General features: G+C 61.2%; 18 protein-coding genes and 2 pseudogenes. 11 read left to right on the top strand and 9 right to left on the bottom strand.

From position 1 onward, the window contains the following. Positions 1 to 132 precede the first annotated feature (132 nt). The 6 genes from IVB27_RS37785 to IVB27_RS37760 all read right to left on the bottom strand — a co-directional run bounded on the left by IVB27_RS37785 (position 133) and on the right by IVB27_RS37760 (position 6,865). A complete protein-coding gene (locus IVB27_RS37785; protein ID WP_247447681.1) occupies positions 133 to 846 on the bottom strand; it encodes a class II aldolase/adducin family protein in 714 nt (237 codons plus the stop codon). Beyond that, a complete protein-coding gene (locus IVB27_RS37780; RefSeq protein WP_247447680.1) occupies positions 843 to 2,261 on the bottom strand; it encodes an acetate and sugar kinases/Hsc70/actin family protein in 1,419 nt (472 codons plus the stop codon). Before IVB27_RS37780 ends, IVB27_RS37785 begins: the two co-directional genes overlap by 4 nt. Before the next feature lie 6 nt (positions 2,262 to 2,267). Beyond that, the gene (locus tag IVB27_RS37775; RefSeq protein WP_247447679.1) at positions 2,268 to 3,275 is read right to left on the bottom strand and encodes an ABC transporter permease; all 1,008 of its coding nucleotides are present in this window, start codon (positions 3,273 to 3,275) and stop codon (positions 2,268 to 2,270) included. Next, positions 3,272 to 4,276, bottom strand: a complete 1,005-nt coding sequence (locus IVB27_RS37770) for an ABC transporter permease (RefSeq protein ID WP_247447678.1) — start codon at positions 4,274 to 4,276, stop codon at positions 3,272 to 3,274. The genes IVB27_RS37775 and IVB27_RS37770 overlap by 4 nt, the downstream gene beginning before the upstream one ends. Continuing rightward, complete coding sequence (locus tag IVB27_RS37765) at positions 4,269 to 5,753, bottom strand: sugar ABC transporter ATP-binding protein (RefSeq protein WP_247447677.1); 1,485 nt, start codon at positions 5,751 to 5,753, stop codon at positions 4,269 to 4,271. The genes IVB27_RS37770 and IVB27_RS37765 overlap by 8 nt, the downstream gene beginning before the upstream one ends. A 110-nt stretch (positions 5,754 to 5,863) precedes the next feature. Continuing rightward, a complete protein-coding gene (locus IVB27_RS37760; protein ID WP_247447676.1) occupies positions 5,864 to 6,865 on the bottom strand; it encodes an autoinducer 2 ABC transporter substrate-binding protein in 1,002 nt (333 codons plus the stop codon). A gap of 693 nt (positions 6,866 to 7,558) precedes the next feature. Here IVB27_RS37760 and IVB27_RS37755 point away from each other — a divergent pair. The 4 genes from IVB27_RS37755 to IVB27_RS37740 all read left to right on the top strand — a co-directional run bounded on the left by IVB27_RS37755 (position 7,559) and on the right by IVB27_RS37740 (position 12,358). Further along, positions 7,559 to 8,689 (top strand): sugar ABC transporter substrate-binding protein, encoded by a 1,131-nt coding sequence (locus IVB27_RS37755; RefSeq protein WP_247447675.1) that lies wholly within the window; start codon positions 7,559 to 7,561, stop codon positions 8,687 to 8,689. Positions 8,690 to 8,755: 66 nt separating this feature from the next. Beyond that, entirely contained in the window at positions 8,756 to 10,297 is a 1,542-nt protein-coding gene (locus IVB27_RS37750; protein WP_247447674.1) for a sugar ABC transporter ATP-binding protein, read from the top strand. After that, entirely contained in the window at positions 10,290 to 11,402 is a 1,113-nt protein-coding gene (locus tag IVB27_RS37745) for an ABC transporter permease (protein WP_247447673.1), read from the top strand. Before IVB27_RS37750 ends, IVB27_RS37745 begins: the two co-directional genes overlap by 8 nt. After that, a complete protein-coding gene (locus IVB27_RS37740) occupies positions 11,399 to 12,358 on the top strand; it encodes an ABC transporter permease (protein ID WP_247447672.1) in 960 nt (319 codons plus the stop codon). The genes IVB27_RS37745 and IVB27_RS37740 overlap by 4 nt, the downstream gene beginning before the upstream one ends. A 337-nt stretch (positions 12,359 to 12,695) precedes the next feature. Here the strand turns inward: IVB27_RS37740 and IVB27_RS37735 are convergent, their stop codons facing one another. After that, on the bottom strand, positions 12,696 to 13,595 hold the full coding sequence (locus IVB27_RS37735) for an SMP-30/gluconolactonase/LRE family protein (RefSeq protein WP_247447671.1): 900 nt from the start codon (positions 13,593 to 13,595) through the stop codon (positions 12,696 to 12,698). Between the two features lie 193 nt (positions 13,596 to 13,788). Here IVB27_RS37735 and IVB27_RS37730 point away from each other — a divergent pair. Then, positions 13,789 to 14,814 (top strand): annotated as a pseudogene (locus IVB27_RS37730) (aldo/keto reductase). Positions 14,815 to 14,953: 139 nt separating this feature from the next. Here IVB27_RS37730 and IVB27_RS37725 read toward each other — a convergent pair. Both IVB27_RS37725 and IVB27_RS37720 read right to left on the bottom strand, forming a co-directional pair. Further along, a pseudogene (locus IVB27_RS37725) lies at positions 14,954 to 15,315 on the bottom strand (ABC transporter permease subunit); the annotation flags it as partial. A gap of 302 nt (positions 15,316 to 15,617) precedes the next feature. Further along, positions 15,618 to 16,073 carry an RbsD/FucU family protein gene (locus IVB27_RS37720; RefSeq protein WP_247447670.1) on the bottom strand — a complete coding sequence of 152 codons (456 nt, stop codon included), beginning with the start codon at positions 16,071 to 16,073 and terminating at the stop codon, positions 15,618 to 15,620. 972 nt (positions 16,074 to 17,045) lie between these two features. On the opposite strand from IVB27_RS37720, the gene IVB27_RS37715 reads away from it, so the two are divergent. From IVB27_RS37715 to IVB27_RS37690, 6 genes are all read left to right on the top strand, one after another. Next, positions 17,046 to 17,930, top strand: coding sequence for an AraC family transcriptional regulator (locus IVB27_RS37715; RefSeq protein ID WP_247447669.1), 885 nt, complete (start codon positions 17,046 to 17,048; stop codon positions 17,928 to 17,930). Positions 17,931 to 18,141: 211 nt separating this feature from the next. Beyond that, entirely contained in the window at positions 18,142 to 19,227 is a 1,086-nt protein-coding gene (locus tag IVB27_RS37710; protein ID WP_247447719.1) for an ABC transporter substrate-binding protein, read from the top strand. 79 nt (positions 19,228 to 19,306) lie between these two features. Next, positions 19,307 to 20,125, top strand: a complete 819-nt coding sequence (locus IVB27_RS37705) for an ATP-binding cassette domain-containing protein (RefSeq protein WP_247447718.1) — start codon at positions 19,307 to 19,309, stop codon at positions 20,123 to 20,125. Then, on the top strand, positions 20,122 to 21,378 hold the full coding sequence (locus IVB27_RS37700; protein WP_247447668.1) for a sugar ABC transporter permease: 1,257 nt from the start codon (positions 20,122 to 20,124) through the stop codon (positions 21,376 to 21,378). The genes IVB27_RS37705 and IVB27_RS37700 overlap by 4 nt, the downstream gene beginning before the upstream one ends. Before the next feature lie 26 nt (positions 21,379 to 21,404). Next, positions 21,405 to 22,133 carry an SDR family oxidoreductase gene (locus IVB27_RS37695; RefSeq protein WP_247447667.1) on the top strand — a complete coding sequence of 243 codons (729 nt, stop codon included), beginning with the start codon at positions 21,405 to 21,407 and terminating at the stop codon, positions 22,131 to 22,133. 35 nt (positions 22,134 to 22,168) lie between these two features. Beyond that, positions 22,169 to 23,785, top strand: a complete 1,617-nt coding sequence (locus IVB27_RS37690; protein WP_247447666.1) for an FGGY-family carbohydrate kinase — start codon at positions 22,169 to 22,171, stop codon at positions 23,783 to 23,785. Positions 23,786 to 23,944 lie beyond the last annotated feature (159 nt).

Raw genomic sequence — 23,944 nt, 5'->3', positions numbered from 1 at the left:
GGCGATTGTTCGTTCACGTCTTCTGTCCAAGCACTGCGACAGCCGGGCCCACCCGCACATCCAGCCACGGCCTTCGTTCTGCGTGGGCCGATTCTGAGCGAACTCGGCGGCAGCTGTCCATCAAATCCACCATCAATGTGCTGCCCCTCTCGACTCAGGTAAGGCGCGCGGAACATCGCCGACATCGTCAAGGTCAGGCGCCTGGCCGTATCCCATGCGTTTCATCTGCTCATGTACCTGCGCCATGTCAGCGTCGCTGAGGCGCGGCGGCTCGCCGATAGCCAACGCATGGACATACATCTTCGCCAGCGTCTCCATCTCCACGGCGAGCCAGAGGGCCTTTTCAAACGTCTGCGCCGTCACGATCAAGCCGTGGTGGCCAAGCAGGCAGGCGTTGCGATCTTCGAGTGCCTTGAGGGCATAGTTTGATAGTGCCTGCGTGCCGAAACAAGCATAGGGCGCACAACGGACATCGTTGCCACCCGCAACTGCGACCATATAATGAAAGCAGGGAATGCCACGCTCGTGAACGGCGAGAGTTGTGCTGAAGGTGGAATGCGTGTGGAGCACGACGTTGACGTCTTCGCGTGCTCGCAGAATATCGCGGTGAAAGCGCCATTCGGATGAAGGCCGATGGTTTCCCTGGTAGTTCGCGGCAAAATCCATCGCAACAATGTCCTCTGGCTGCATCCGATCATAGGGCAGACTGCTGGGCGTGATCAGCATGCCGTTTGGAATCCGGTGCGAAAGGTTGCCGGATGTGCCCTGATTGAGGCCGCTTCGATTCATCTCCCTGCAGGTATCGACAATGCCTTGGCGGAGATCTGTATGATTGTGGTCTGTCATAAAGCGGGCTCCGAGAAAGCGATCCACGACTGGTAAGCGGCGGAAAGATCGCGCGGATCGAACCCATCATTGCTGAGTGATGTGACGGCTTCAAGTACCACGCTCGAAACCGGCAGCGTACGCGAGAATCGTCGCCACAGCAGCGCGGCCCCAAGCGCCGTTCCGTCCGGGGATTGACTGACCCAGACGCTCTGCGAAGGTCGCAGGGTCGCAAGGCAGCGGGCGAAGGGAAGGTTTGCGGCAAAGCCACCATCGATGACTATGCGCTTTGAGCTCTCAAGCGCATCAAGACAGCGGTTTGCGCTGAATGCTGCGTAAAGCACCGCCAATGCCTGCCATTCGGCAGGCGTTCCAGGGGGCGGTCCGATCACGCGTCCGAGGCCAGCAGCACCCGGGAACAATCCATGATCGGCGATGAACGAGGGAAGTGCCAGCGTTCCCTTTGATAGCAGGGTCGGCAATGCGGCAAGGACGGCTGTATCAGAAGCACAATGTTCCCCGCCGATCAGGTCGTATTCGCGGCCGGTTGCGATCAATGTCGAAGGCGCGTTCTCACCATCGACATCGATATTGAGGACCATCGCGCGCGCGCAATCGAGCTTGTCCAAGGAGAGGCCACGCTGAAAGCCGATCATCCAGGTGCCGGTCGATAGGATCGAGGCATCGGCCATGCCTGCGGCCTTGTAGCGAAACAGGTTGGCATTGGAATCATGCACGCCGCAGAGGATTTCGGCTGATTGCGCCAAGCCGGTGCGCCTGGCTACGGACTCCGAAACCGTCCCTAGCACCGCACCGGCGGGTACCCGTTCGGGCAGCAGATGGCTCCAGCCGCGCTTGCGCAAAAGAGAAGAAGGCCGATGGTGGATGAGGTCCCAGATATGGCTCTGAGCCGCGAGCTGCGAGATCTCACTGGCCGCACGTCCGCCAAGCCGCAAGGCGAAAAACTGCGCGGTGGTCAGATAGGCTTTTGCGCGGGCGAATTCGACGGGATACGCGCTTTCCTGCCACAGCAGCTGCTTTCCAAGCCGCATCGCGCCCGCGATCCCGCAAAACACCTCATCGTAACCGGGCGCGATCCGGGCATAGGCTTCAGCGATTGCCGGCGGACAGACGGCATCATAGTCCATCATCGGCAGCACTGGCGTATCACCGTCGACGAGAACCGCGCCGCATCCATGCGCAGCCACTATCACGGCGCCAATGGCGTGGCGTCGAGACACGACGGCAAGTGTGTCGAGAAACCACTCTTCTAACCCGGCAAGGTCATAGGCGAGATACGAGCCCTGAGTCATCGACACATTCGGAATCGCATGTGTTTCGAGCGGCCAGCCTTCCTCGCTCGCCACTAGCAGTTTGAGATTGGTCTTGCCAATGTCGAGAACGGCGATAGAGGGCGAGACGATCGAGCTCATCATCGCTGGCTACCTCGGCGCTTTGCCGGCGAAATGAGGAACAGCCGCGACGGCAATCAAAATTCCACCCCAGATCGCCAGCGTGAGGAATTGGCTGAGGTTCAGAAGGTTAAATGCCGAGGAGATCACCTGAAGGATGACCAGCGCAAGCAATAGCCCGCCGACTTTTCCGAAGCCACCAAACGGATCGATGCCGCCGAGGACGGCCGCGAGAATGGTGACCAGCAGATAGCTCTCGCCGTATGCCGCGTTAGCCGAATTGAAGCGTGCCAACATAACCACCGCTGCGACCCCCGCGAGCAGGCTGGAAAACACATAGAGTTTGAGGAGGACGGCGCGGGTATTGACGCCGGAGTAGCGGGTCGCCTTCTCGTTCGAGCCGATCATGTAAACCTTTGCCCCGAACGGCGTCGCGTTCAGCATGAGCGCGACGGGCAGGGCGCAGAACGCAAGTACAATCAGAGCAAAGGGAACGCCGAAAACGGTTCCATTGCCGATAAACACAATGGGCTCCGGAAATCCGGAGATGACGTTACCGTGCGACAGGCCGATCGCGATGCCCTTGCAGAGCGTCATCGTGCCGAGCGTGGCCAGGATCGGCGACACGCCGAGATAGGCGATGACAAAACCATTGAGGAGGCCCACCAATGCGGCCACTGCAAATCCTGCAGCGATCGCCAGCACCTGAATGCCGACCCACGCAAGGCCTTGGCTCCCCGGGATGTAGCGCGTCAGCAGGAAGGCGATGGTCAGTCCGGACAGATTGGCGGTCGCGATGATGGAAAGGTTGAGTCCGCCGGATAGCAAGGCCAGCATCATCGCAAGTGACAGGATGCCGAGTTCTGGCATCTGGAAAGCCATAGATTGCAGCGTGTTGACTGAGAAGAATCGGTCACCGATCGCGATAGCGAACACCACCCAGAGCGCGAGCAACAGCAGGACGAGTGTGGCGACCGTGCCGCTGCCGGCGAGGCCGACCATACGCTGGCGAAGTGAGAAGGCGGGCGCGTTGCTCATCGGAGCGCGCTCCGGGTTCGCCGCTCTCGCTGCGACCAAGCGGTCGTTGAGACCGAAATGAGAATAACCAGACCGACGAAGAACGGCGACCAGTATGACGAAACGCCTAGCAAAACGATTCCATTTTGGAGGACCGCGAGAAGTGTCAGGCCCAAAAACGTGCCGAGGACGGTACCGACTCCGCCCATCAGGCTGGCGCCGCCCAGCACGACGGCGGCGACCACATCGAGTTCCTTGCCGACCAGCACTGTCGGGGCAACAGACTGCGCGAGTTGTGCTTGGATCAGGGAGGCGATTCCGGCCATGACACCCATGTAGCAATAGACGAGTATGTTGAGGCCGAAAATGTGGAAGCCGAGCCGCTGCGCGGCATCGGCATTGCCTCCCATCGCATAGATTTGCCGGCCGATATTGGTTCGGTTAAGCAGGAGCCAGGTGACGAGAAACGCCAGCGCGAGCGCGAGGATCTGCAGGTTGACGCCGTACGAGCTATCCTTGCCCCATTCGAACTCGAACCAGAATATTCCGCTCGCAAACCAGTCGGGCAACGAATAAATGTACTTACCGCCGGTGAAGAAGATCAGAAGTCCATAGAAAATGTTCAGCGTTGCGACCGAGACGATGATCGACGGTATTCGAAGTTTCTGGATGAAGATCGCGTTGAGGGCGCCGAGCGCACCGCCAATCCCGATCGCGATGGCGAAGACGCTGATCCAGTTCGCGCCGTAAGCATTGGCAAGCGAGAGTGTGACATATTGCGCCACCGATGCCGTCGCGGTGAATGAGATGTCGATTCCGCCGGCGATCAACACGACCAGCAGTCCCAGCGCCAGGATGCCGACGAATGCGTAGGAGGTCAGCAGGTCGAACAAATTCTGCATGGTCAGGAATTGGACATTCGCGAAGCCCAAGCTGGCGCAGAGCCCGAGGATTACTATCAGCAGCCAGAACTCATGGCTGCGACGAAACCTGCCGAATGATGCAATGCGCGATTCAGGCATTGACGGCCTGCCGAAGCGCATCTTCGGAAGTGGCTGCGGCAGCCACGTCGGTTGTCAAACGGCCTTCCCGCATCACCAGCACGCGATGACTATGATAGAGGACCTCGGGGATTTCGTCTGATATCATTAGGACCGCGACGCCGTCGTTGGCCAACCGCCGGATGATTTCATAAATTCCGTCCTTGGCGCTAATGTCGACGCCTACCGTGGGACTATCGAGGATAAGCACCCGCGGGCTGGTCGCCATCCACTTGGCGAGCACGACCCGCTGCTGATTGCCCCCGGAGAGGGTCTTCACCGCATTGGCCGGATTAGAGACCTTGATCCCGAGTTCAGCAACCCACCGAGCAACATGGCTCTGTCGCGCGCGTGCCGCAATCAGGCCGAATGCGCCAGCCAGACGTTCCAGCACCGTGAGCGTGACGTTCGCCGTGACGGACTGATTCAGGATGAGACCAAGCGTAAGCCTATCTTCGGATACATAGGCGATCCCTCGATTGATCGCTTCTGCATTTGTGCGGAGCGCAATCGGCCGCCCGTCAAGCACGATGGTGCCGCGATCGGGCGGCTTCATGCCGAACAGCGACAGCGCGAGTTCGGTTCGACCCGAGCCGAGCAGACCGGTGAGACCAACCACTTCCCCTGCGCGCAACTGCAAGCTTACATCCTCATACTCACCCTCGCGGCCCAGACTCTTAACTTCCAGCACGACGGGGCCAGCGGCAAGCTCAGGCGCCTGTACCTGGTACTCAAAGGACTTGCCGGTCATCAGGTGGCTGAGTTTCCGCCCGTCGATTGTGTCTGCAGCAAAAGTACCGACTTTGGCGCCATCCCGCAGGACCGTTACGCGTTCTGCGATTTCAAGTACCTCGTCGAGACGGTGGCTGACGAAAACGACGCAGATGCCAGCACGCTTTAGCTCGCTCACGAGCTCGATCAGGGCGTTCACCTCGTGCCGGGTCAACGATGCCGTCGGCTCATCCATAATCAGGAGTTTGGCATCCGCAGCCAAGGCCCGGCAGATCGCGACCAGCTGGCGTCCGGCAATGCTGAGCTCTGAGACCTTTGCGTCCGGGTCGAACTCAACGCCGATCTTTGCCATTGTGGCCTTCGCGGTGGCGCGCATTGAGGCCCAGTTGACCGAATGGAGACCGCCAAGATGGTGCGCCATCGCGATATTCTCGGCGACGGTGAGGTTGGGGAATAGCGAAAGATCTTGGTAGATGACTTGAATGCCGCAATGCGTGGAGTAGACCGGATTTAGTTTGGGATATTGCTTGCCGGAAATTACGATCCGGCCGCCAGGCTCCGCTGCCTCGACGCCCGAAATGATCTTGATCAGGGTGGACTTGCCGGAGCCGTTTTCACCGACCAGGCAATGCACCTCGCCGGCTTCCAGAGTGAGATCGACGTCCCGGAGCGCGTGCACGCCGCCGAAGCGCTTCGATATGCCGGACATCTCCAGGAAAGTCGCCAAAGGTTCGCCTGCAATGGACCGTTCGATCGTGTGATCACTCGAGTGGTACCGCATTCCCGACCGGAAGGGCCGGGAATGCAGCGCGATGAGGCGGCTGAACCGGTGTTCGCCTAGAGCCCTCCGGCGATCAGCCCGTCGACGGTTTCCTTGTTGATGCGCATGATCTTGTCCACCTTGATCTGCCTTCCTGCAACGTCGACGGCTGCCTTGCCAAGGCCGGGTATATCGACGCCATCCGTGATCGGTTTGCCATCGAGCACGAGTTTGGCCACCGCGACCATTGCGTAACCTGCATCGGTGGGATTCCACAGGAAACCTTCGCGGATCGTGTCATCTGCGATAAGCGACTTGGCCTGGCTCGGCAGCACGGTGCCGACTACGGCGATCTTCTTGCCAAGGCGTTGCTGACGCACAGCATTCCCGGCCCCGATCGGCCCGTTCGAACCGAAGCCGAGAATACCACGCAGATTCGGATAGGCCTTAATCACGTCGAGCGTCGTGCGTTGGCTGGTGTCGATCTCGTCGGCGCCGGGGAAGCGGTCGGCGACGAGCTTCATTTTCGGAAAATTCTTCTGCTGGTAGGCAATCGCGGCATCGGCCCATTTGTTGTGAAGCGGCGTCGTGAGAGTCCCGACATAGACCACATAATCACCTTCGCCGCCCATGTCCTTGGCGAGACGTTCCATCTGCACCTCGCCGAAGCGAACGGAGTCGATCAATTCCACATTCCAATCGCGGCCTTCCTGTTCCGGACCCTCATGCGTGATGACCTTGATTCCGGCGGCCTGGGCGCGCTTCAGCACGGGCTCGCAGACTTTTACATCAAGCGGCACCAAGCCGATCACGTTGACCTTCTTGGCAATCAGATCCTCAAGGAGCTTTACTTGCTGTGCCGGATCGACGTTCGCCGGGCCAACCATAGTGGCGTTAATACTGAAATCCTTCGCACCCTTCTGGATTCCCTTTTCAAGTGCGTTGAACCACGGAATTCCCGCGATCTTCACGACCGTGACCATTTCCTTCTGGGCTTGCGCAAAGGCAAGGCCCGGAAAACCTGCACCGGTCAATGCGGCCGTACCACCGATCAGCTTGAGCGTCTGGCGTCTGTCCATCGTTCCCTCCCAGGAAACTATCTTGGATTCCGCACCCTCGACATGACAGTCGCTGGGTGCGCAGTCGAGCCTGTTCTTGCTTGGGGGCAGAAAGTGTTGCCGTCCAACCGCAGGACCTTGAGGGAGATTAGAGACCGGCGCTCCAGAACGTGTCAAGCAAGTGGCGTGTTCGCCAGCCGTCATCGCAGTGCGATACCTGATCTCACCTTCTTCGAGCTGCTGAGTGAGGAGCTGCGAGCGATCGACGTTCCTACAGCCATCATCTTCAGCGAAGGAGCGCCACGCCACCCCGCCGGAAGAGCAAATAGTCCCAGCTTCTGGCTTCAAGATCTAACTTCTGCAAGCGGGCTTCGTTCGGTTTTCGCATAGCGCTTCACACTTTCCCCTGAGTGTCATTTTTCTCGTCAGGCGCGTGGGTGCGACCGTGAAAGGCCGGCCGTGACCGGCTTCGCCGTTGCACAATCCCTTGCCGGCCACGAACATCCGACTGTCATTGTTACGTTTTCTGCTTCCCGCAATCGTCATCGTTCGGCCGTGCGTTCACATCGTGTCTCGCGCCCGAGCGTCCGCCCTCGGCTTGTCAGCATCGCGGGTCGCGTGCCATCCTAGCTCGGCACGCGCACGGGAAGGTCAATTCCCGGCATGGCAACGCGCCGCGCTAACGTGGAACAGAAACGCTCAGGGAGAAATGACATGGTGTGGACGCTTCGTCTGGCGGTGCTGGCTTGTGCCGGCTTGCTGCTGTCGTCGGTCAGTGCTCTGGCAGGTCCCAAGGTGGTCTCCGGCCCCGGCGCCGACCCCGCCTGCTTCAAGCCATGGTCGTCCGGGACCAAATTTTTTCAGTGGCCCAAGAAAGCAGGGCCCTACAGGATCGCGCTGGTCAACGGTTTCGTCGGCAACACCTGGCGCATCCAGATGGTGAAGACTGCCAAGGCTTTCGCCAATCAGCCGGGTATCAAGGAGAATATCAAGGAGTTCAAGGTCGTTTCCACCGGGACCGATGTGGCAGCGCAACTCGGCGCGATGGAGGACTTCATCAACCAAGGCTTCGACGCAATTGTCACCATTGCGGTCGCGCCCGACGGTTTTGATCGCATCATCCGCCTTGCCGACAAAAACAACGTCGTGGTGGTACCGTTCGACAACGTCCTCGACACCGACAAGGTGATGATGGTCAACGAGGACCAGAAGGAAATGGGCCGCATGTCGGCCAAATGGCTGATCGACGAGAGCGGCAAGAAATCTGGCGACATCCTCGAAGTGCGCGGCCTGCCGGGAAACTCTGTCGACCGCGACCGTCATCTCGGCTTCCGCGAGGTCATGGAATCGCCAGGCAACAGCTTCAAAATCACCGAGGTGGTTGGCAATTGGGACACCGGCACCTCGCAGAAGGTGACTGCGGATGCGCTGGCTGTGCATGGGCATTTCGACGGAGTATTCACCCAAGGCGGATCCGACGGCACCGTGCAGGCGCTGATGGCTGCCAAGCATCCCTTTGTGCCGATGTCGGGCGAGGGCGAAAATGAGTACCGCAAGCAGATCGCCGATCACGCTAAGGACGGACTGAAAGGCATGTCCTACGGCCAGTCGCCGGCGCTGGTGGCGATCGCGACCAAGGCGGCGATCTCGGCGCTGCAGGGCAATGCCATGCCGCAGCTGATTTCGATTCCGATTCCAGTAGCGACCTACAAGGATCTCGAGCCAGGCACGAATTACTGGCCTGAGCTCAATGCCAACTTCTTTGCGCCGAACCAGTTCACACCGTGCGGCGTCAACTTCACTGCGCCGGAGATCATGTCGCAGAGCGAGAAGAACAGCCAGTGACGGCTCCAGCGATGTATCTGCCACAGCCCGGCTTTCGCCGGGCCGTCGTTGCGTGAAGGCCCGGCCATGCCGGCTGCCAACCCGACGCAATCCGCCTTCCTGGAGCTTGCCGGCATCTCGAAGCGCTATGCCGGCGTTCGCGCGTTGGAAAGGGTCGATTTCGCCTGCGAGCGCGGCAAGATCCACGCCGTGCTGGGCGAGAACGGCGCCGGCAAATCGACCCTGATCAAGATCATTGCCGGCGTGGTGCAGCCCGACAGCGGCCGCATGCACCTCGCGGGAAGCGAGGTCAGCTTCGCCACGCCGTCGGCGGCGAATGCGGCCGGTGTCGTCTGCATCTTCCAGGAGCTATCGCTGATGCCCGACCTCTCGGTCGCGGACAACATCTCCATTGCATCCCCGCCGCGGCGGTTCGGCCTGATCGATGCGAAGGCCCAGCGCCGCCGCGCCGAAGAGCTTTTGGCCGAAATTGGTTGTGAGGACATCAATCCCCTGAGGCACGTGCGCGATCTGCCCCTATCGAGGCGCCAGGTGGTCGAGATCGCCAAGGCGCTCGGCAAGCGGCCGCAGTTGCTGATCCTCGACGAGGCGACATCGGCACTGACGAGCGCCGATGTGGAGAAGGTTTATGCGGTGCTGGCACGGCTCAGGGCCGAAGGCGTCGCAATTCTGTACATCTCGCACCGCATGCACGAGGTCGAAGCGCTCGCCGACCGCGCCTCCGTGTTTCGCAATGGCCGCCATATCGAGACCTTCGACATGGGGGTGCGCTCTACCGCCGAAATTGTCCAGCTCATGATCGGGCGTGACATCGCGGCCCAGTACCCGGCCAAGCCGGCACGCAAAGCTGCGAAGCTGATGCTGGCGGTCGAGACTCTGTCCTGGGAAAAGCATCTCGACCGCATCTCGCTGAGCGTCGGTGCCGGCGAGATCGTAGGCCTGGGCGGCCTCGATGGTCAGGGCCAGAAGTCGCTGCTGCTCGCTCTGTTCGGCGTTTTGCGCGGCGTCACCGGTCGCCTCTCGGTGGCCAACCGCGAGGTGCGTCCCGGCTCCCCAGCGGCGGCAAAATCGGTCGGCATCGCGCTCGTGCCTGAGGACCGCAAGACCGAGGGACTGATGTTGCCGATGTCGATCGCGGACAATCTTGCGATCGCTTCGCTCGACGCCCTCTCCATTGGCCCATTTATCGATGCCGGCAAGGCACGCACGGCAATCCAGCGCGCCATCGCGCGGCTGCAGATCAAGTTGAGCGCAGCGAGTGATGCCGTCTCGACGCTGTCGGGCGGCAACCAGCAGAAGGTGGTGCTCGCCAAATGGCTAATGACCGATCCGCGCATCATCCTGCTGAACGATCCCACACGGGGCATCGACGTTGGCACCAAGCAGGAGCTGTATCGGCTGATGCGCGAACTCGCCGACCAAAGCGCCGCGATCCTGTTCTACTCGACGGACTATGACGAGCTGATCGGCTGCTGCGACCGGGTCGTCATCATGTATGACGGCCGCATCGTGCGCGAGCTCGAGGGCGACGACCTCACCGAGACCAATATCGTCGCGAGTTCCCTGAATATCGACACCGATTCCGCAGCGGGGGCCGCGCATGCTTGACGATTTCGCGATCAGGATCCGCCAGAACATCGGTCTTCTCACCGCCATCCTGTTATTCTGCGCCCTGTACATTTTCTACAACGCCGCGCACCCCCGGGGTTTCTCCTCCGCCGTGCTGGTGCAGAATGGCGACGAAATCTTTGCGCTCGCCATGCTGGCGATGGCGCAGACCGTGCCAGTCTTGATGTCGGGTCTTGATCTCTCCGTTGGCGCGGTCATGACCATGGTCGGCTGCTTTGCGAGCTACCTGCTGACCGGCGCGGCAGGTGGTGCGCCGCTGCATCTCGACATGTTTGGCGTGCATCTCAGCCTCGGCACCTTTCCGGGCGGCGTGAGTGGCATTTTGCTTGGGATCGCCGTGTGCCTTGCGATCGGCACGGCTGCCGGCCTTATCAACGGCTGCGTCGTCGTCTATGGGCGCATCCAACCGATCATCGCGACGCTTGCGACGGGCGCGGTCTATATTGGCATCGCGCTGTTCCTGCGTCCGACCCCGGGCGGCAAGATCGACGAGGATCTGAACTGGGCGCTGACTAATTCACTCGGCGATTTCGCATCCACCGTGCACATCTTCGACGACGGCGCAGCTCCCTGGTTTGGGCCGCTCGCCCGGATCCCGGTGGCCTTTGTGCTTCTCGTGCTCATTCCGCTCCTGGTGTGGGTGCCGTTCCGCCGCTCCGTTCTTGGCCGAGCCGTCTATGCCATCGGCTCGGCCGAGGGCGCGGCTTATATGTCCGGCCTTCCGATCGAGCGCGCCAAGATTGCCGCCTTCACGCTCGCGGGGTTCTTCGCCGGCTGCGGCGGTCTCTTCCTCGCCATCCAGACTTCGTCAGGGAATGCCGACATTCCGCAGGCCGGGGCCTATACGCTCAACTCCATCGCCTCCGTAGTGATCGGCGGCACTTCGCTGCTCGGCGGGGCGGGCAGTGCGATCGGGTCGATCTTCGGCGCCATGGTCTTGCGCGTGATTTCCTTCTTCTTCCGTATCTTCGACATTGCGCCTCTTTTGCAGCCGCTATTCGAGGGCGTGATCCTGCTCGCCGCCGTCAGCATCGGCGCGCTGGGTGTGCTGCGCGTCAAGAACACGCTGGAGCTGTTCCGATGACGACGGCCTCACTCGGCCTCTCACGGGACGATCGACCGATCCTGATTGCGGCTTTGTTCATCCTCGTCATCCTCGTCGCTGGCACGGTTTACACGTTCGCCCGTTTCGGCAGCGCCCCCCTGTTGTCGCCAGCCTATCTGCTGCAGCAATTGCAGATCGGTGCGTTCCTTGGCATCGTCTCGGCGGGCATGATGATCGTAATTCTGATCGCGCAAATTGATCTGTCGGTTCCATGGACGCTGGCCGCCGCCGCCATGATGGCGACCTCGGTCGGCGGTCCCTTCGCCATTCCGGTCGGGCTCGGGATCGGCATTCTGGTCGGGCTCGTCAACGGCGTCGGGGTCGCGTATCTGCGGGTCCCCTCAATGATCTTCACGCTGGGCGTGAACGCCGTGATGCGCGGCCTGATGGTTGCGCATACCGGCGGTTACGCGCCGCAGACCGCAGCGACCGACCTGATGCGGATGCTGGCGGGAGATCGCACGCTCGGCATTCCGAACGCACTGTTCGTCTGGGCCGCGGTGTCCGTGCTGGTGGTCGTCATCCTGCAGCGCATGGCGCTCGGTCGCTACATATACGCCATCGGCAACAAGGAGGCGGCAGCCTATCTCGCCGGCGTCAATACGCGTCGTGTCACGGTGGTCTGCTTCGTCCTTTGCGGCCTCGCTGCCGCGCTCGCCGGCGTGCTCCTCGCCGGCTATTCCACCAAGGCCTATCAGAGCATGGGCGATGCTTATCTGCTGCCTTCGATCGCGGCGGTCGTGATCGGTGGCACCAACATCCTCGGTGGCCGCGGCCGCTATCTCGGCACGCTGATCGGCGTTGTCCTGATCGTGCTCCTGAACAGCGTACTGTCGATCATGGAGATGCCGGAGGCAGGCCGCCAGGTGATCTACGGCCTCGTCATCATCTTCATGCTGCTCGTCTACGGGCGCGGCGAGCGCGTCACGAGCTAGACGGCCGGGCTCACAAAGCCCCGCCTTGCTTTACGAATGGAAACCATCGCGAATGATCTGAAAAGTTTAGCGAAACGAACTGCCTTGCTCGGAGTCGTATCGGCGGTGACCACGTATTATGACCGACAGGGAGTTCAGAGAGCAGCAAGTCCGGATCGCGCGCTATCGCTTCGTGGAGCGCGAGGTGACCGATCCACTGGCCATACGCCTGCTTTACGCCATCGTCGAGGAACTCGAATCCGATCTACGGAGCGGTGGGAGGCCCCCGACGAGCCCCAAAAGCACCGGCAGAACGGTTGAGGATGGCGCCCCACGTCGCCCCCAAGCCTTTTTCCCTTTACACGACCGCGCGCGTATTGAGGAAGATCGAATACAGCGAGGTCTGTGCGCAAATGTAGAGGCGGTTCCGCTGCGGACCGCCGAAACAGACATTCGCCACGATCTCGCCGACGGGAATCGTGCCGATATGGGTCCCGTCGGCTGCGTAGCAGAACACACTCCGTCCCGCCGATGTCCAAACATTGCCATGGATGTCGCAGCGAAACCCATCGTAAAGGCCGTCGGGGCAGGTGGAAAACAGCGCGGGCTCAGCGACCTTCTTTTCCTGCACGCTATATGACCAGATCGTCGCCGGCAGCCCATCGATGTGCGTCGCACCGGTATCGGCGACATAAAGCACCTTTTCATCCGGCGAGAACGCCAGTCCGTTCGGCTGCACCCGGTCCGAGACGACGCGGGTGATCTCGCCGCCCGCAGGATCGATCCGGTACACGTTCGAGGCGCCAATTTCAGATTTTGTCTGTTGGCCCTCGTAATCGCTATCGATGCCGTAGGTAGGATCCGAAAACCAGACCGAGCCGTCCGATTTCACCACGACGTCGTTGGGCGAGTTCAGCCGACGCCCCTCGAACTGGTCGGCAAGGACGGTGATGGAGCCGTCGTGCTCGGTCCGGGTGACGCGGCGCATGAAGTGCTCGCAAGTGATTAGCCGTCCCTCCCGATCGGTCGTATTGCCGTTCGAGTTGAAGCTAGGCGAGCGAAACACGGACACCGATGAATCGGTCTCGTCGAAGCGCATCATCCGGTTGTTCGGAATGTCGGACCAGATCAAATAGCGGCCGGCTGGAAAGTAAGCGGGCCCCTCCGCCCAACGGCAGCCGCTGGTGAGCTTTTCGAGATTGGCGTGGCCGAAGACCAGGCGTGCAAAGCGCGCATCGTGCGTGACATACGGGAGCATCGTTCCTCCTTTTGCTGCAGGTCGTGAGGCCCCGCGTGCCGGTTTCCGCTATCCTTAACAGCCCGACGGCACGAGCGGAACAGCCCGAGGGGACGCATTCTTCGCGACATGTGACGGCAAATACATACGCTGCGCGTCGCTGACAATAAGACCAGCGGGCGAGCGAGGCGCAGAGAAGGGAGAGCAAGCCATCATGGTTTCGCAATCAGTTTTGCCGCGCCGCTCACTTGGTCGGACCGGGCTCGACGTCTCCATTCTCGGGTTCGGAGCCGCACCGCTCGGCGATCTCTTTCTCAAGCTCGACGACCAGACTACGATTGCAGCCGCAAGCCGCGCCTTCGAACTCGGCATCAATCTGCTCGATACATCACCGCACTATGGCAATGGCCTGTCGGAGCATCGCTGCGGAACGGCGCTCAGACGCGTGCCGCGCAAGGACGTGGTGCTTTGCACCAAGACGGGTCGCTGGATGGATCCGTTTCACCAGCCGGAGACTCGGTCCGGATTTGTTGGCGGACAGCCGCACCGGGCCATCGTCGACTACTCCTATGATGGCACCATGCGCTCGGTCGAGCAGTCGCTCTTACGGCTTGGCACCGACCGGATCGACCTGCTGCTGATCCATGATGTCGATGTGTGGACGCACGGCAAGGACGCGATCGAGGACCGGTTTCGCGAGGCGATGTCCGGGGCCTATGTAGCGCTCGACAAACTTCGTTCCGAAGGCGTGGTCGCAGGCATCGGAATCGGCGTCAACGAGGCCGAGATATGCGTGCGCTTCGCGCAGGCCGGATCCTTCGAGGTGATGCTGCTCGCCGGGCGTTATTCGCTGCTGGAACAGCCGGCACTCGAGGAGTTCATGCCGCTGGCGCTGAAGCAGGGCATCGCCGTGCTGCTCGGCGGCGTATTCAATTCGGGGATTCTGGCGACGGGCGCCACTAGGGGCGCCAAGTACAATTACCAGGACGCGCCGCCGCAAATCCTTTCGAAGGTTGTCTAAATCCAGCATATCTGCGCAGCTCATGGAGTCGCGCTGCCAACGGCCGCTCTACATTTCGCGCTCGGTCATCCCGCGGTCGCGAGCGTGGTGCTCGGGGCGGATAATGTTCAGGAGGTCGAGCGTAACGTGGCAGCGCTGAGCGCCACAGTGCCGTCCGCGCTCTGGAGCGATCTCAAAGCCGCGCGCCTGCTGGAATCGGAAGCGCCTGTTCCGACGTAGACCGGATGAGTACGCTTGAATCGGTGCAAGCCGAGGACACGGATCATCTCTCTCTGCGCGGAGAGGTGCGCCGCGACGACCGGCCGTACTTGATCTCATCCAGTGGTTCGCCGCTACTGCCCGGCACCCGTCTCAAACGGCTGACGATATAGGGTTCGAGGAAGATGCCCACGACAACGAGCGGCGCGATCGCGGCCGTCGACAATGCGGTCATCGACCGCCAGTTGATGCTTGCGAGCCGGTCTGGCTCGCCACCGTCACGAGCAGGGTCTTGGCATCCGTGCTCGTGAGTAGCGCGGCGAAGAAATATTCATTCCAGCACAGGATCAGCGAGAGGACAAAGGCGGCGACCATGCCGGAGACCGCAAGCGGAAGAATGATGCGCAGGAACGCGCTCCATGCCGATAGGCCATCAACATAGGCGGCTTCATCCAGCTCGACAGGAATTGCATTGAACTGGTCGCGCATGATCCAAATGACGATCGGCAGCACCGTCAACGTGGGCCGAAGGTGATGTCGACCAGAGCCGGGGCCCTGTTCAGCTGCGACATGACGATGCCCTATGGAGCCCGATCTGCTCGCGGCCGATCTGGTCTGTCAGCTTCTCCCAGGCCGTGGCGATGTTGTTCGCATCGGTCTGCGCGTCGACCTTGTCTGAGAAGATGTTAGTCAGCTCTCGCGCCTTGCCGTTTGAACACGAGGTCCTCCCCATGTTTGACGCTGTTTAAGTCGAACCGTCTTCAAGGCAGTAGTTGGGCCGCAAGCGCGACGTGAGGCTTTGTCGCGTACGCCGACGGCGTCGGCTAGGCTGCATCGGGCGTGATGACGCCCTTCTTGAAGATGAAGCAGCCATAGAAGCGCCGTTCGCCGGTCTGGATCACGCAGTACGATTTCTTCGCAAGCTCATAGAAGGCGAATCGCTCGATCGACCCTAGCGGAAGCGCGCGTCTTTCCGCAGCGTCGATCTCTTTCTGCACTTCCACTTGAACGGTCGGAACTTCGTTGGGCTGGTCCACGATCTGCATACGCAAGGCGGGTTTGTCGACAAACGAATCGAGGGGCAGCACCGAGAGGATCGCGCGCGCAGCTCGAGCCGAGGTGACGTTGTCGATACGTAATAGCTTTCCGAGCACCGTCTGGCGGGCAACGGAGTCGGCCGGGAAATTTGCGTCACAGAGCACGAGATCGTCGCCATGCCCCATGGATCGCAGCGCGTAGAGGACATCCGCATTCAGAATGGGATCAATCGACTTCAGCATGACGGGCCTGTTATGTTCCTCCCATGCTAGTTAGATCAGCGACCGTTCGTCAATGCTCGGGTGTCTGCGCGATTTGGATTCGTACTTGAAAACATAAAGGTTTACTCGACAAAATTTCAGTTTGCGGGCTTGGAGGCGGCACCGTCGTGGGGCAGCCAGCTCGAAAGTTCGAGCGGGCCCAACTCGCACTGAAGCGGACCATCCCGTCGGGTGACGCTTGATTTGAGAATAGCTCCTTCTTCATACGCCTGGCGCAGTATCTCCCAAGCTGCTGTTTCTGGTCGCACGGTGAGAAGCGGATACTCGAGGAGCGCCGGGCGCTTGCCGGGGATCTCGCATCACCAGCCGCTGCGCGTCTTATCGGGAGGAGGAGCTGTTGAGCTTCGTTACTACCGCGGGACGGGGCGCCGGTGGACGCCTTAGCGAACGCAAGCGCGCGCTCTCACGCGCTCCTAACCTGCAAGTTTCATCCGTGGCTGCCCCGATCGTCGATGGCGACGGACGTGGTGATTTCCGCTACATGACGGCGCAGGACTTGATCCGACGCTTGCCGAAAGACTCATTGTGGCAGCCGATTGTTCTGCCGTTCGTGCTCGCAGATCGAATTTCCGGAACGTCGACGAGGTAGCGATCGCTCGCTATTGGACAGCGCCGCTACGGCCGCGCTACGCTGGACGCGGCTCTTGAAGAACCCACTGATAGCCCGCCTCCGCCACCGAGTCCCAATCGGGAACAACGACGCACGTTATCCTGATCGGCAACTTTGGTGGTCCTTGAGACGGTCCGATCTGTCGCCGGCACGACTTGATCTAGGGTACCATTCGCGTCAAAAAAGTATCATGATTGGCCGCCAAATGTGGTGGCAGGCATCGACGTGGTCGCCTACCGTTACGATCAAACAAGAGCCGCTAGCAAGTCGGCCGGGTGGGAACGGGGTCGTTGCGGCGAGTGCATACGACTGGGAGGAAGGACATGGAGCCGGATCTCGAGTTGGTCCAGATAAGGCCCGGCGAGTCGTTTGCCGCCTGGTCTCACGGTTATCCGTTCCGTACCGTACGATGGCATTTTCACCCGGAGTATGAGCTGCACATGGTGGCAGCGACCTCCGGCCGCTACTTCGTTGGCGATTTCATTGGCAATTTCGCGCCCGGCAATCTGGTGTTGACTGGGCCCAACCTGCCGCACAATTGGGTCAGCGACATTCCACCGGGGGCTAGCATTCCGCTGCGCTGCCGCATCATCCAGTTCAGCGAGGAGTTCATCGACGGCGCCATCAAAGCGCTACCTGAACTAGCGGCGCTGCAGCCGGTGCTGGAATCGTCCCGGCGCGGTGTGCTGTTCAGCGGCGAAACCAGTAGGGAGCTGTCGCCGTTGCTGGAGGAGACCATGCATGCCAACGGCGTGCGCCGCATCGAGTTGTTCATGCTGATCGCCGGCGTGTTGAGCCGCGCACGGGGCACCCGCATGCTGGCCAGTGCCAGCTATCTGCCCGATCCGTCCGGCTATATGTCCGTTGGCATCAACAAAGCGCTCGCCTATCTCCGCAAACATCTGACCAAGCCGTTCAGCGAGATGGATCTCGCCGAGATCGCAGGCCAGACCACAAGCGCCTTCTCGCGTGCGTTCCGCCAGCACACCGGAATGTCGCTGACGCAATATGTCAAGCGGCTGCGGATCAATCTTGCCTGCCAGATTCTGATGAGCGATGAGCAGGCTTCGATCGCAAGCATCTGCTACGAGATCGGCTACAACAACCTTTCGAATTTCAACCGACAATTCCTCGCCGAAAAGGGAATGACGCCATCAGAGTTTCGGCGGCTACTGTTTGAGAACATCAAAGCGCCCAAAGCTGCATGAGGGGGCTGTACAGGATGGCCGCGTAGCTGGAAGCGCGGGAGACAACGTATCATCGACAAACACGGCGCGAACCGGCTTCGACCGGTTCGGCGAAAGGAAGATTGTCGTGTTCAGCGATTGGCAAAAAGAGAGGGACGTCCGGTTCCCCGGCGCCAACCCCACGCATTCAAGGCAACCGGAACGGTTGCTCTCACCCCAGGGAGAAGACCATATGACACTAGCATCATTGAACGGAGTCGGGATGGCGGCGCTCGCCTTGTGCGTCCTGGCTGGCGGCCCCGCTTTCGGTCAGAATGCCAAGGTATCGGGCGCCACGGTCGCTTTTCTGATGCCGGACCAGGCTTCGACACGTTACGAAGAACACGATCGCCCTGGTTTTGTGGCTGAGATGAGCAAGCTGTGCCCGTCCTGCAAGGTGCTATACCAGAACGCCGATGCCAATGCGTCGCACCAACAGCAGCAGTTCAATTCCGTCATTTCGCAGGGGGCCAAGGTGATCGTCATCGACCCCGTCGATTCCACCGCTGCGGCGTCGCTCGTGAAGCAGGCCCAGGAGCAGGGCATAAAGGTCATTGCCTATGATCGGCCGATCCCCTCCACGCCCGCGGACTTCTACGTGTCTTTCGACAACAAGGCGATCGGCAAGGCAATTGCCAAATCGCTGGTCGACCATCTCAAGGCAACCAAGGTGCCGACCGATGATGTCGGCGTGCTGGAGATCAACGGCTCACCGACCGATGCCGCGGCCGGGCTGATCAGGGACGGCATCCACGACGGTCTGGCCGGCAGTGGATACAAGACCCTCGCCGAGTACGACACGCCGGATTGGGCGCCGCCGAAGGCGCAGCAGTGGGCCAGCGGCCAGATTACCCGTTTCGGAAAGAAGATTGTGGGCGTCGTGGCCGCCAACGACGGAACCGGCGGTGCCGCGATCGCCGCTCTCAAGGCTGCAGGAGTCAATCCGGTGCCGCCGGTCACCGGCAACGACGCTACGATCGCGGGGCTTCAACTCATTATTGCCGGGGACCAATACAACACCATCAACAAGCCAAGCGAGATCGTCGCGGCCGCGGCTGCCAATGTGGCCGTCCAATTGCTCGCAGGGGAGAAGCCAAAATCTGAAACCACGCTGTTCAACACGCCGTCGCAGCTGTTCACGCCGACGCTAGTTACGGCCGACAACCTCAAGGCAGAGATCGTCGATAAACGGATCAACGGCAAGCCGATCCAGACAGCCGAAGTGCTCTGCGGGGGCCGCTATGCCGAAGGCTGCGAGAAGCTCGGCATTACCAGGTAGAGCTTCGTTAAGGTATCATTTAGCCCGGGCAATGCGGTTCGGTTCACCGCATGGCCGGGACGATCATGGAACGCCAGATATGACCGACCCGGCATCGCAATCCAATTCGCGGAACGGCCTGGTGCTTAGCCTGCGCGGCATTTCGAAAAACTTCGGCGCGGTCTCCGCCTTGACCAATATCGATCTGGATGTGCACGCCGGTGAGGTCGTCGCGTTGGTCGGCGACAATGGCGCCGGCAAGTCGACCCTGGTGAAGATTCTCGCCGGCGTTCATCTGCCGGATTCGGGAACGGTTACCTTCTGCGGCGATATAGTGGTCCTAGACGATCCGGCCGCGTCGCTGCGGCTTGGTATCGCGACCGTATTCCAGGACCTGGCGCTGTGCGAGAATCTTGACGTCGTCGCTAACATTTTTCTCGGACGGGAGCTCGATCCATGGCGCCTCGATGAGGTGGCGATGGAAATTCGAGCCTGGACCCTGCTCAACGAGCTGTCGGCGCGCATCCCCAGTGTTCGCGAGCCGGTTGCGTCGCTTTCCGGTGGCCAGCGCCAGACGGTTGCCATCGCCCGTTCGCTGCTGCTCCAGCCGAAGCTGATCCTGCTCGACGAACCAACGGCTGCGCTTGGCGTGGCGCAGACCGCCGAGGTGCTCGATCTGATCGAGCGCGTTCGGGATCGTGGCCTCGCCGTCGTGATGATCAGTCACAACATGGAAGACGTCCGCGCGGTCGCGGACCGGATCGTGGTGCTGCGGCTCGGGCGCAACAACGGCATCTTCCAGGATGCATCCAACCAGGAACTCGTGAGCGCCATCACCGGAGCCTCGAACAACGCCGTATCGCGGCGCACAGAGCGGCGACAGGCCTCACGTGAACACTCAGGGGAACCGCGGCCGTGAACGGCGACAAGGAACGTCGCGCAACCTCGGCGCCGCTCGATCGCGCCGACGAGCGGGTTCGCCACGATGCGGGTCTTGCCGCCGCCATACGCGCGTTCCTGGACCGAGTCCGCTCCGGCGATCTCGGCGCGCTTCCGGTCGTGATCGGGCTCGTGATCATCTGCACGGCATTCCAGAGTCTCAATCCGGTTTTCCTGTCGAGCAACAATCTCGTCAATTTGCTGTTCGACTGTTCGACGGTGGGGGTTATCGCGCTTGGGATCGTCTGCATCCTGATGGTCGGCGAAATCGATCTGTCGGTCGGCTCGGTTAGCGGTTTCGCTTCGGCCATGGTCGGCGTGCTCTGGGTCAACATGGAATGGCCAACCTGGCTCGCGATTGTCACATCGCTCGTCGTCGGCGGAGCCATTGGCGCGCTCTACGCGGTGTTGTTTAACCGCTTCGGGATGCCAAGCTTCGTCTCGACGCTGGCCGGCCTGCTCGCGGTTCTTGGCTTGCAGCTTTATCTCCTGGGCTCAACCGGATCGATTAATCTGCCGTACGGCTCGGCGCTGGTGAATTTTGGTCAGACGCTGGTCATGGCGCCCGCGGTCGCCTACGCGCTGGCCGCAGTGACCGGCGCGGTGATCTTCGCGACGGCGTTTCGAACGGCTGCCCGCCGCAAGCAGGCTGGTTTGTCAGCGAGATCGTTCGGGAGCCTGCTGCTTCGTGCGATCGTGATCACGATTGTCCTCGAGCTCGTCGTCTATTATCTCAATCAAGATCGCGGCGTGCCCTGGATGTTCAGTCTGTTCGTCGCCCTGGTCGTGGCGATGAACTATGCGTTGACCCGAACAAAGTGGGGACGCTCGATGAATGCCGTCGGGGGCAACCGGGAGGCGGCGCGCCGCGCTGGCATCAACGTGCGTCGGATCTACATGACGGCCTTCGTGCTATGCGCGGCGTTCGCGGCCGCTGGCGGTATCCTTTCGGCGGCGCGCCTGGCGTCCGCAAGCCAGCAGGCCGGCACCGGTGACGTTAATCTCAACGCCATCGCAGCGGCCGTGATCGGTGGAACTAGTCTGTTCGGCGGTCGCGGCAGCGCTTATTCCGCGCTCCTTGGGATCATCGTAATCCAGTCAATTGCCAGCGGTTTGACGCTGCTCGATCTGTCGTCTTCGCTCCGGTATATGATCACCGGCGCCGTGCTGGCGGTTGCCGTTATCGTCGATTCGCTGGCCCGCCGCTCGCGTATGTCCCATGGCCGGGCCTGAAATGACTCTCAACCAACAGGAACGCCATGACTCTCACGCTTTCCGGAAAGGTGGCCGCAATCACGGGAGCGGCTTCGGGGATCGGTCTGGAATGCTCCAGGATCCTGCTGCGGGAGGGCGCGCGTGTCGTGCTGGTCGACCGTGACGAGGATGGCTTGAAGTCGGCCTGCGCAATCCTCGGCCCGCAGGCGATCCCGTTGACGATCGACCTCACCAAGCCTGAAAGCGTCAGCCGCATGATGCCGCGGATATTGGAGCTGGCGGGCCAACTCGACATCTTCCACGCGAACGCCGGAACCTACGTCGGCGGCGATATCGTGGACGGGGATCCCGATGTCTGGGACCGCGTGCTGAACCTCAATGTCAACGCTGCCTTCCGCTCGATCCGCGCCGTCCTGCCGCACATGGTCGCGCGCGGGACTGGCGACATCATCGTAACGAGCTCGATTGCCGGTCTGGTGCCGGTGGTTTGGGAGCCGATCTACACGGCTTCCAAGCATGCTGTTCAGGCGTTCGTGCACACGGTCAGGCGGCAGGTCGCCAAGCATGGGCTGCGCGTCGGTGCCGTTGCTCCAGGTCCCGTGGTCACGGCCCTGATCAAGGATTGGCCCAAGGACAAGCTCGACGACGAATTGGCGGCGGGAGGCTTGATGCAGCCAGCCGAAGTGGCCGAGGCCGTGCTGTTCATGCTGACGCGGCCACGGAACGTCACTATCCGCGATCTCGTCATTCTACCGCAGAGCAACGATCTGTAGACGCGTTATCGCCAAAGAGGGTGGAATAACTGAGCATGTCAAAAAAGCGTTTCCTCGGCATCGACGTCGGTACCGGCAGTGCGCGCGCCGCAGTGTTCGATGAGTTCGGCAAGTTGCTCGGATCGGCCAAGGCGGAGATTGCTCTGTGGCACGAGGCAGGCCAGATTGTTGAGCAGTCCAGCAACGACATCTGGCGCGCCGTGTGTGCCTGCGTGCAGGGGGCGGTCCGCCAGGCCGGCATCTCAGGGCAATCGATAGCGGGCATTGGATTCGACGCGACGTGCTCGCTTGTGGTGCTGGGGCCGGGAGGCGAACCGTTGCCCGTGGGCCCCTCCGGCGACCCCGAGCGCAATATCATCGTCTGGATGGACCATCGTGCTGTGTCACAAGCGCGCAGGATCAACGCGACAGGGGAGGTAGTCCTCAATTATGTCGGCGGTGCCATTTCGCCGGAGATGGAAACGCCGAAATTGCTGTGGCTCGCTGAAAACCAGCCACACACTTTTCACTCGGCGTGGCAGTTCATGGATCTGACCGACTTCCTGACTTACAAGGCGACTGGGAGCTTGGCGCGGTCCGTGTGCACGGTGACATGCAAGTGGACCTATCTCGCCCATGAGCGGCGCTGGGACGAGACTTATTTCAGAAGGGTCGGTCTCGGTGGGCTGGTTGACGAGGCCTTTCGCCGGATCGGGACTGACATCGTCGACGGAGGCACGGCTCTCGGCAGCGGTTTGACCGCAGCCGCGGCCGCGCAACTTGGCTTAATGCCTGAAACGCCGGTCGGCGCCGGGCTGATCGACGCCCATGCCGGCGGTGTCGGAACAGTCGGGGCTCGCGGTGAGCCAGGAAATCTGCTGACGCGCTTGGCCTATGTGTTCGGTACCTCGGCCTGCACGATGTCTTCGACCAACGAAGAAGTCTTCGTACCGGGAGTATGGGGGCCATATTTCTCTGCCATGGTACCGGGCCTTTGGTTGAACGAAGGCGGTCAGTCCGCCGCGGGCGCCGCGATCGATCATTTGGTCCGCATGCATCCCGCCGCAGAGGAGGCTTCGAGACTGGCGCAGGCCCATGGGATCGGCCTTGGCAACTGGCTGTCGATTGAGGCGGAGCGACGAGGTGGGGCTTCGGCCGCAGTCGATCTCATGCGCGATTTGCATGTTGTGCCCGAATTTCTTGGTAACCGTTCGCCGTTTGCGGATCCCGACGCCCGGGGATTGATCGCCGGTCTCAGGATGGACAATGACCTCGATAGCCTTGTGGCGTTGTATCTCGCCGGGATGTGCGGGCTTGGCTACGGCACACGACAGATCGTGCGGTCTCTGCATGAGAAGAGCCTGCCGATCGACACGATCATCGTCAGCGGCGGTGCAGGCCAGAGTGAGCTGGCTCGTCAGCTTCTGGCCGACACGATCGGACAAGTGCTGGCGACGACGGCCTCAGCTGAGCCCGTGCTGCTCGGGTCCGCTATGCTGGGTGCAGTGGCCTCGGGGCACTATCCTGACATCATCAAGGCGATGTCGGCTATGTCGGCAATCGGCACACTCTATCGGCCCGACCCGGCCTCGGTTGAGGTGCATGAGAGGCGATTTAGAGCGTTCGAGATGCTGCAACAAACGGCAAGATCCGTCAGGCTGGGCGAATACTGATGGTAACCGGCTGAGCCCGGAGTGGGCAGAGAAGGTTCGCTCCGCATCATCAAGCGACCGGACGCAGCTACGAGGATCAGAGATGATGTGGTTGCCGCTTTCGGCCGACTAGACATCCTCGTCAACAATGCCGGCGGTTCGCGGCCCTTCGACGGGCTC

Origin of the sequence: Bradyrhizobium sp. 197 (genome assembly GCF_023073375.1) — a bacterium.
Classification (GTDB): domain Bacteria; phylum Pseudomonadota; class Alphaproteobacteria; order Rhizobiales; family Xanthobacteraceae; genus Bradyrhizobium.
This window is presented reverse-complemented; position numbering and strand designations above follow the sequence as displayed.

Coding starts and splice junctions, on each gene's coding strand:
- IVB27_RS37695 (WP_247447667.1), top strand. CDS start 21,405: ATGACTCTCACGCTTTCCGGAAAGGTGGCCGCAATCACGGGAGCGGCT.
- IVB27_RS37720 (WP_247447670.1), bottom strand. CDS start 16,073: ATGCTGAAGTCGATTGATCCCATTCTGAATGCGGATGTCCTCTACGCG.
- IVB27_RS37785 (WP_247447681.1), bottom strand. CDS start 846: ATGACAGACCACAATCATACAGATCTCCGCCAAGGCATTGTCGATACC.
- IVB27_RS37760 (WP_247447676.1), bottom strand. CDS start 6,865: ATGGACAGACGCCAGACGCTCAAGCTGATCGGTGGTACGGCCGCATTG.
- IVB27_RS37715 (WP_247447669.1), top strand. CDS start 17,046: ATGGAGCCGGATCTCGAGTTGGTCCAGATAAGGCCCGGCGAGTCGTTT.
- IVB27_RS37740 (WP_247447672.1), top strand. CDS start 11,399: ATGACGACGGCCTCACTCGGCCTCTCACGGGACGATCGACCGATCCTG.
- IVB27_RS37770 (WP_247447678.1), bottom strand. CDS start 4,276: ATGCCTGAATCGCGCATTGCATCATTCGGCAGGTTTCGTCGCAGCCAT.
- IVB27_RS37705 (WP_247447718.1), top strand. CDS start 19,307: ATGACCGACCCGGCATCGCAATCCAATTCGCGGAACGGCCTGGTGCTT.
- IVB27_RS37755 (WP_247447675.1), top strand. CDS start 7,559: ATGGTGTGGACGCTTCGTCTGGCGGTGCTGGCTTGTGCCGGCTTGCTG.
- IVB27_RS37745 (WP_247447673.1), top strand. CDS start 10,290: ATGCTTGACGATTTCGCGATCAGGATCCGCCAGAACATCGGTCTTCTC.
- IVB27_RS37780 (WP_247447680.1), bottom strand. CDS start 2,261: ATGATGAGCTCGATCGTCTCGCCCTCTATCGCCGTTCTCGACATTGGC.
- IVB27_RS37710 (WP_247447719.1), top strand. CDS start 18,142: ATGACACTAGCATCATTGAACGGAGTCGGGATGGCGGCGCTCGCCTTG.
- IVB27_RS37690 (WP_247447666.1), top strand. CDS start 22,169: ATGTCAAAAAAGCGTTTCCTCGGCATCGACGTCGGTACCGGCAGTGCG.
- IVB27_RS37735 (WP_247447671.1), bottom strand. CDS start 13,595: ATGCTCCCGTATGTCACGCACGATGCGCGCTTTGCACGCCTGGTCTTC.
- IVB27_RS37775 (WP_247447679.1), bottom strand. CDS start 3,275: ATGAGCAACGCGCCCGCCTTCTCACTTCGCCAGCGTATGGTCGGCCTC.
- IVB27_RS37750 (WP_247447674.1), top strand. CDS start 8,756: ATGCCGGCTGCCAACCCGACGCAATCCGCCTTCCTGGAGCTTGCCGGC.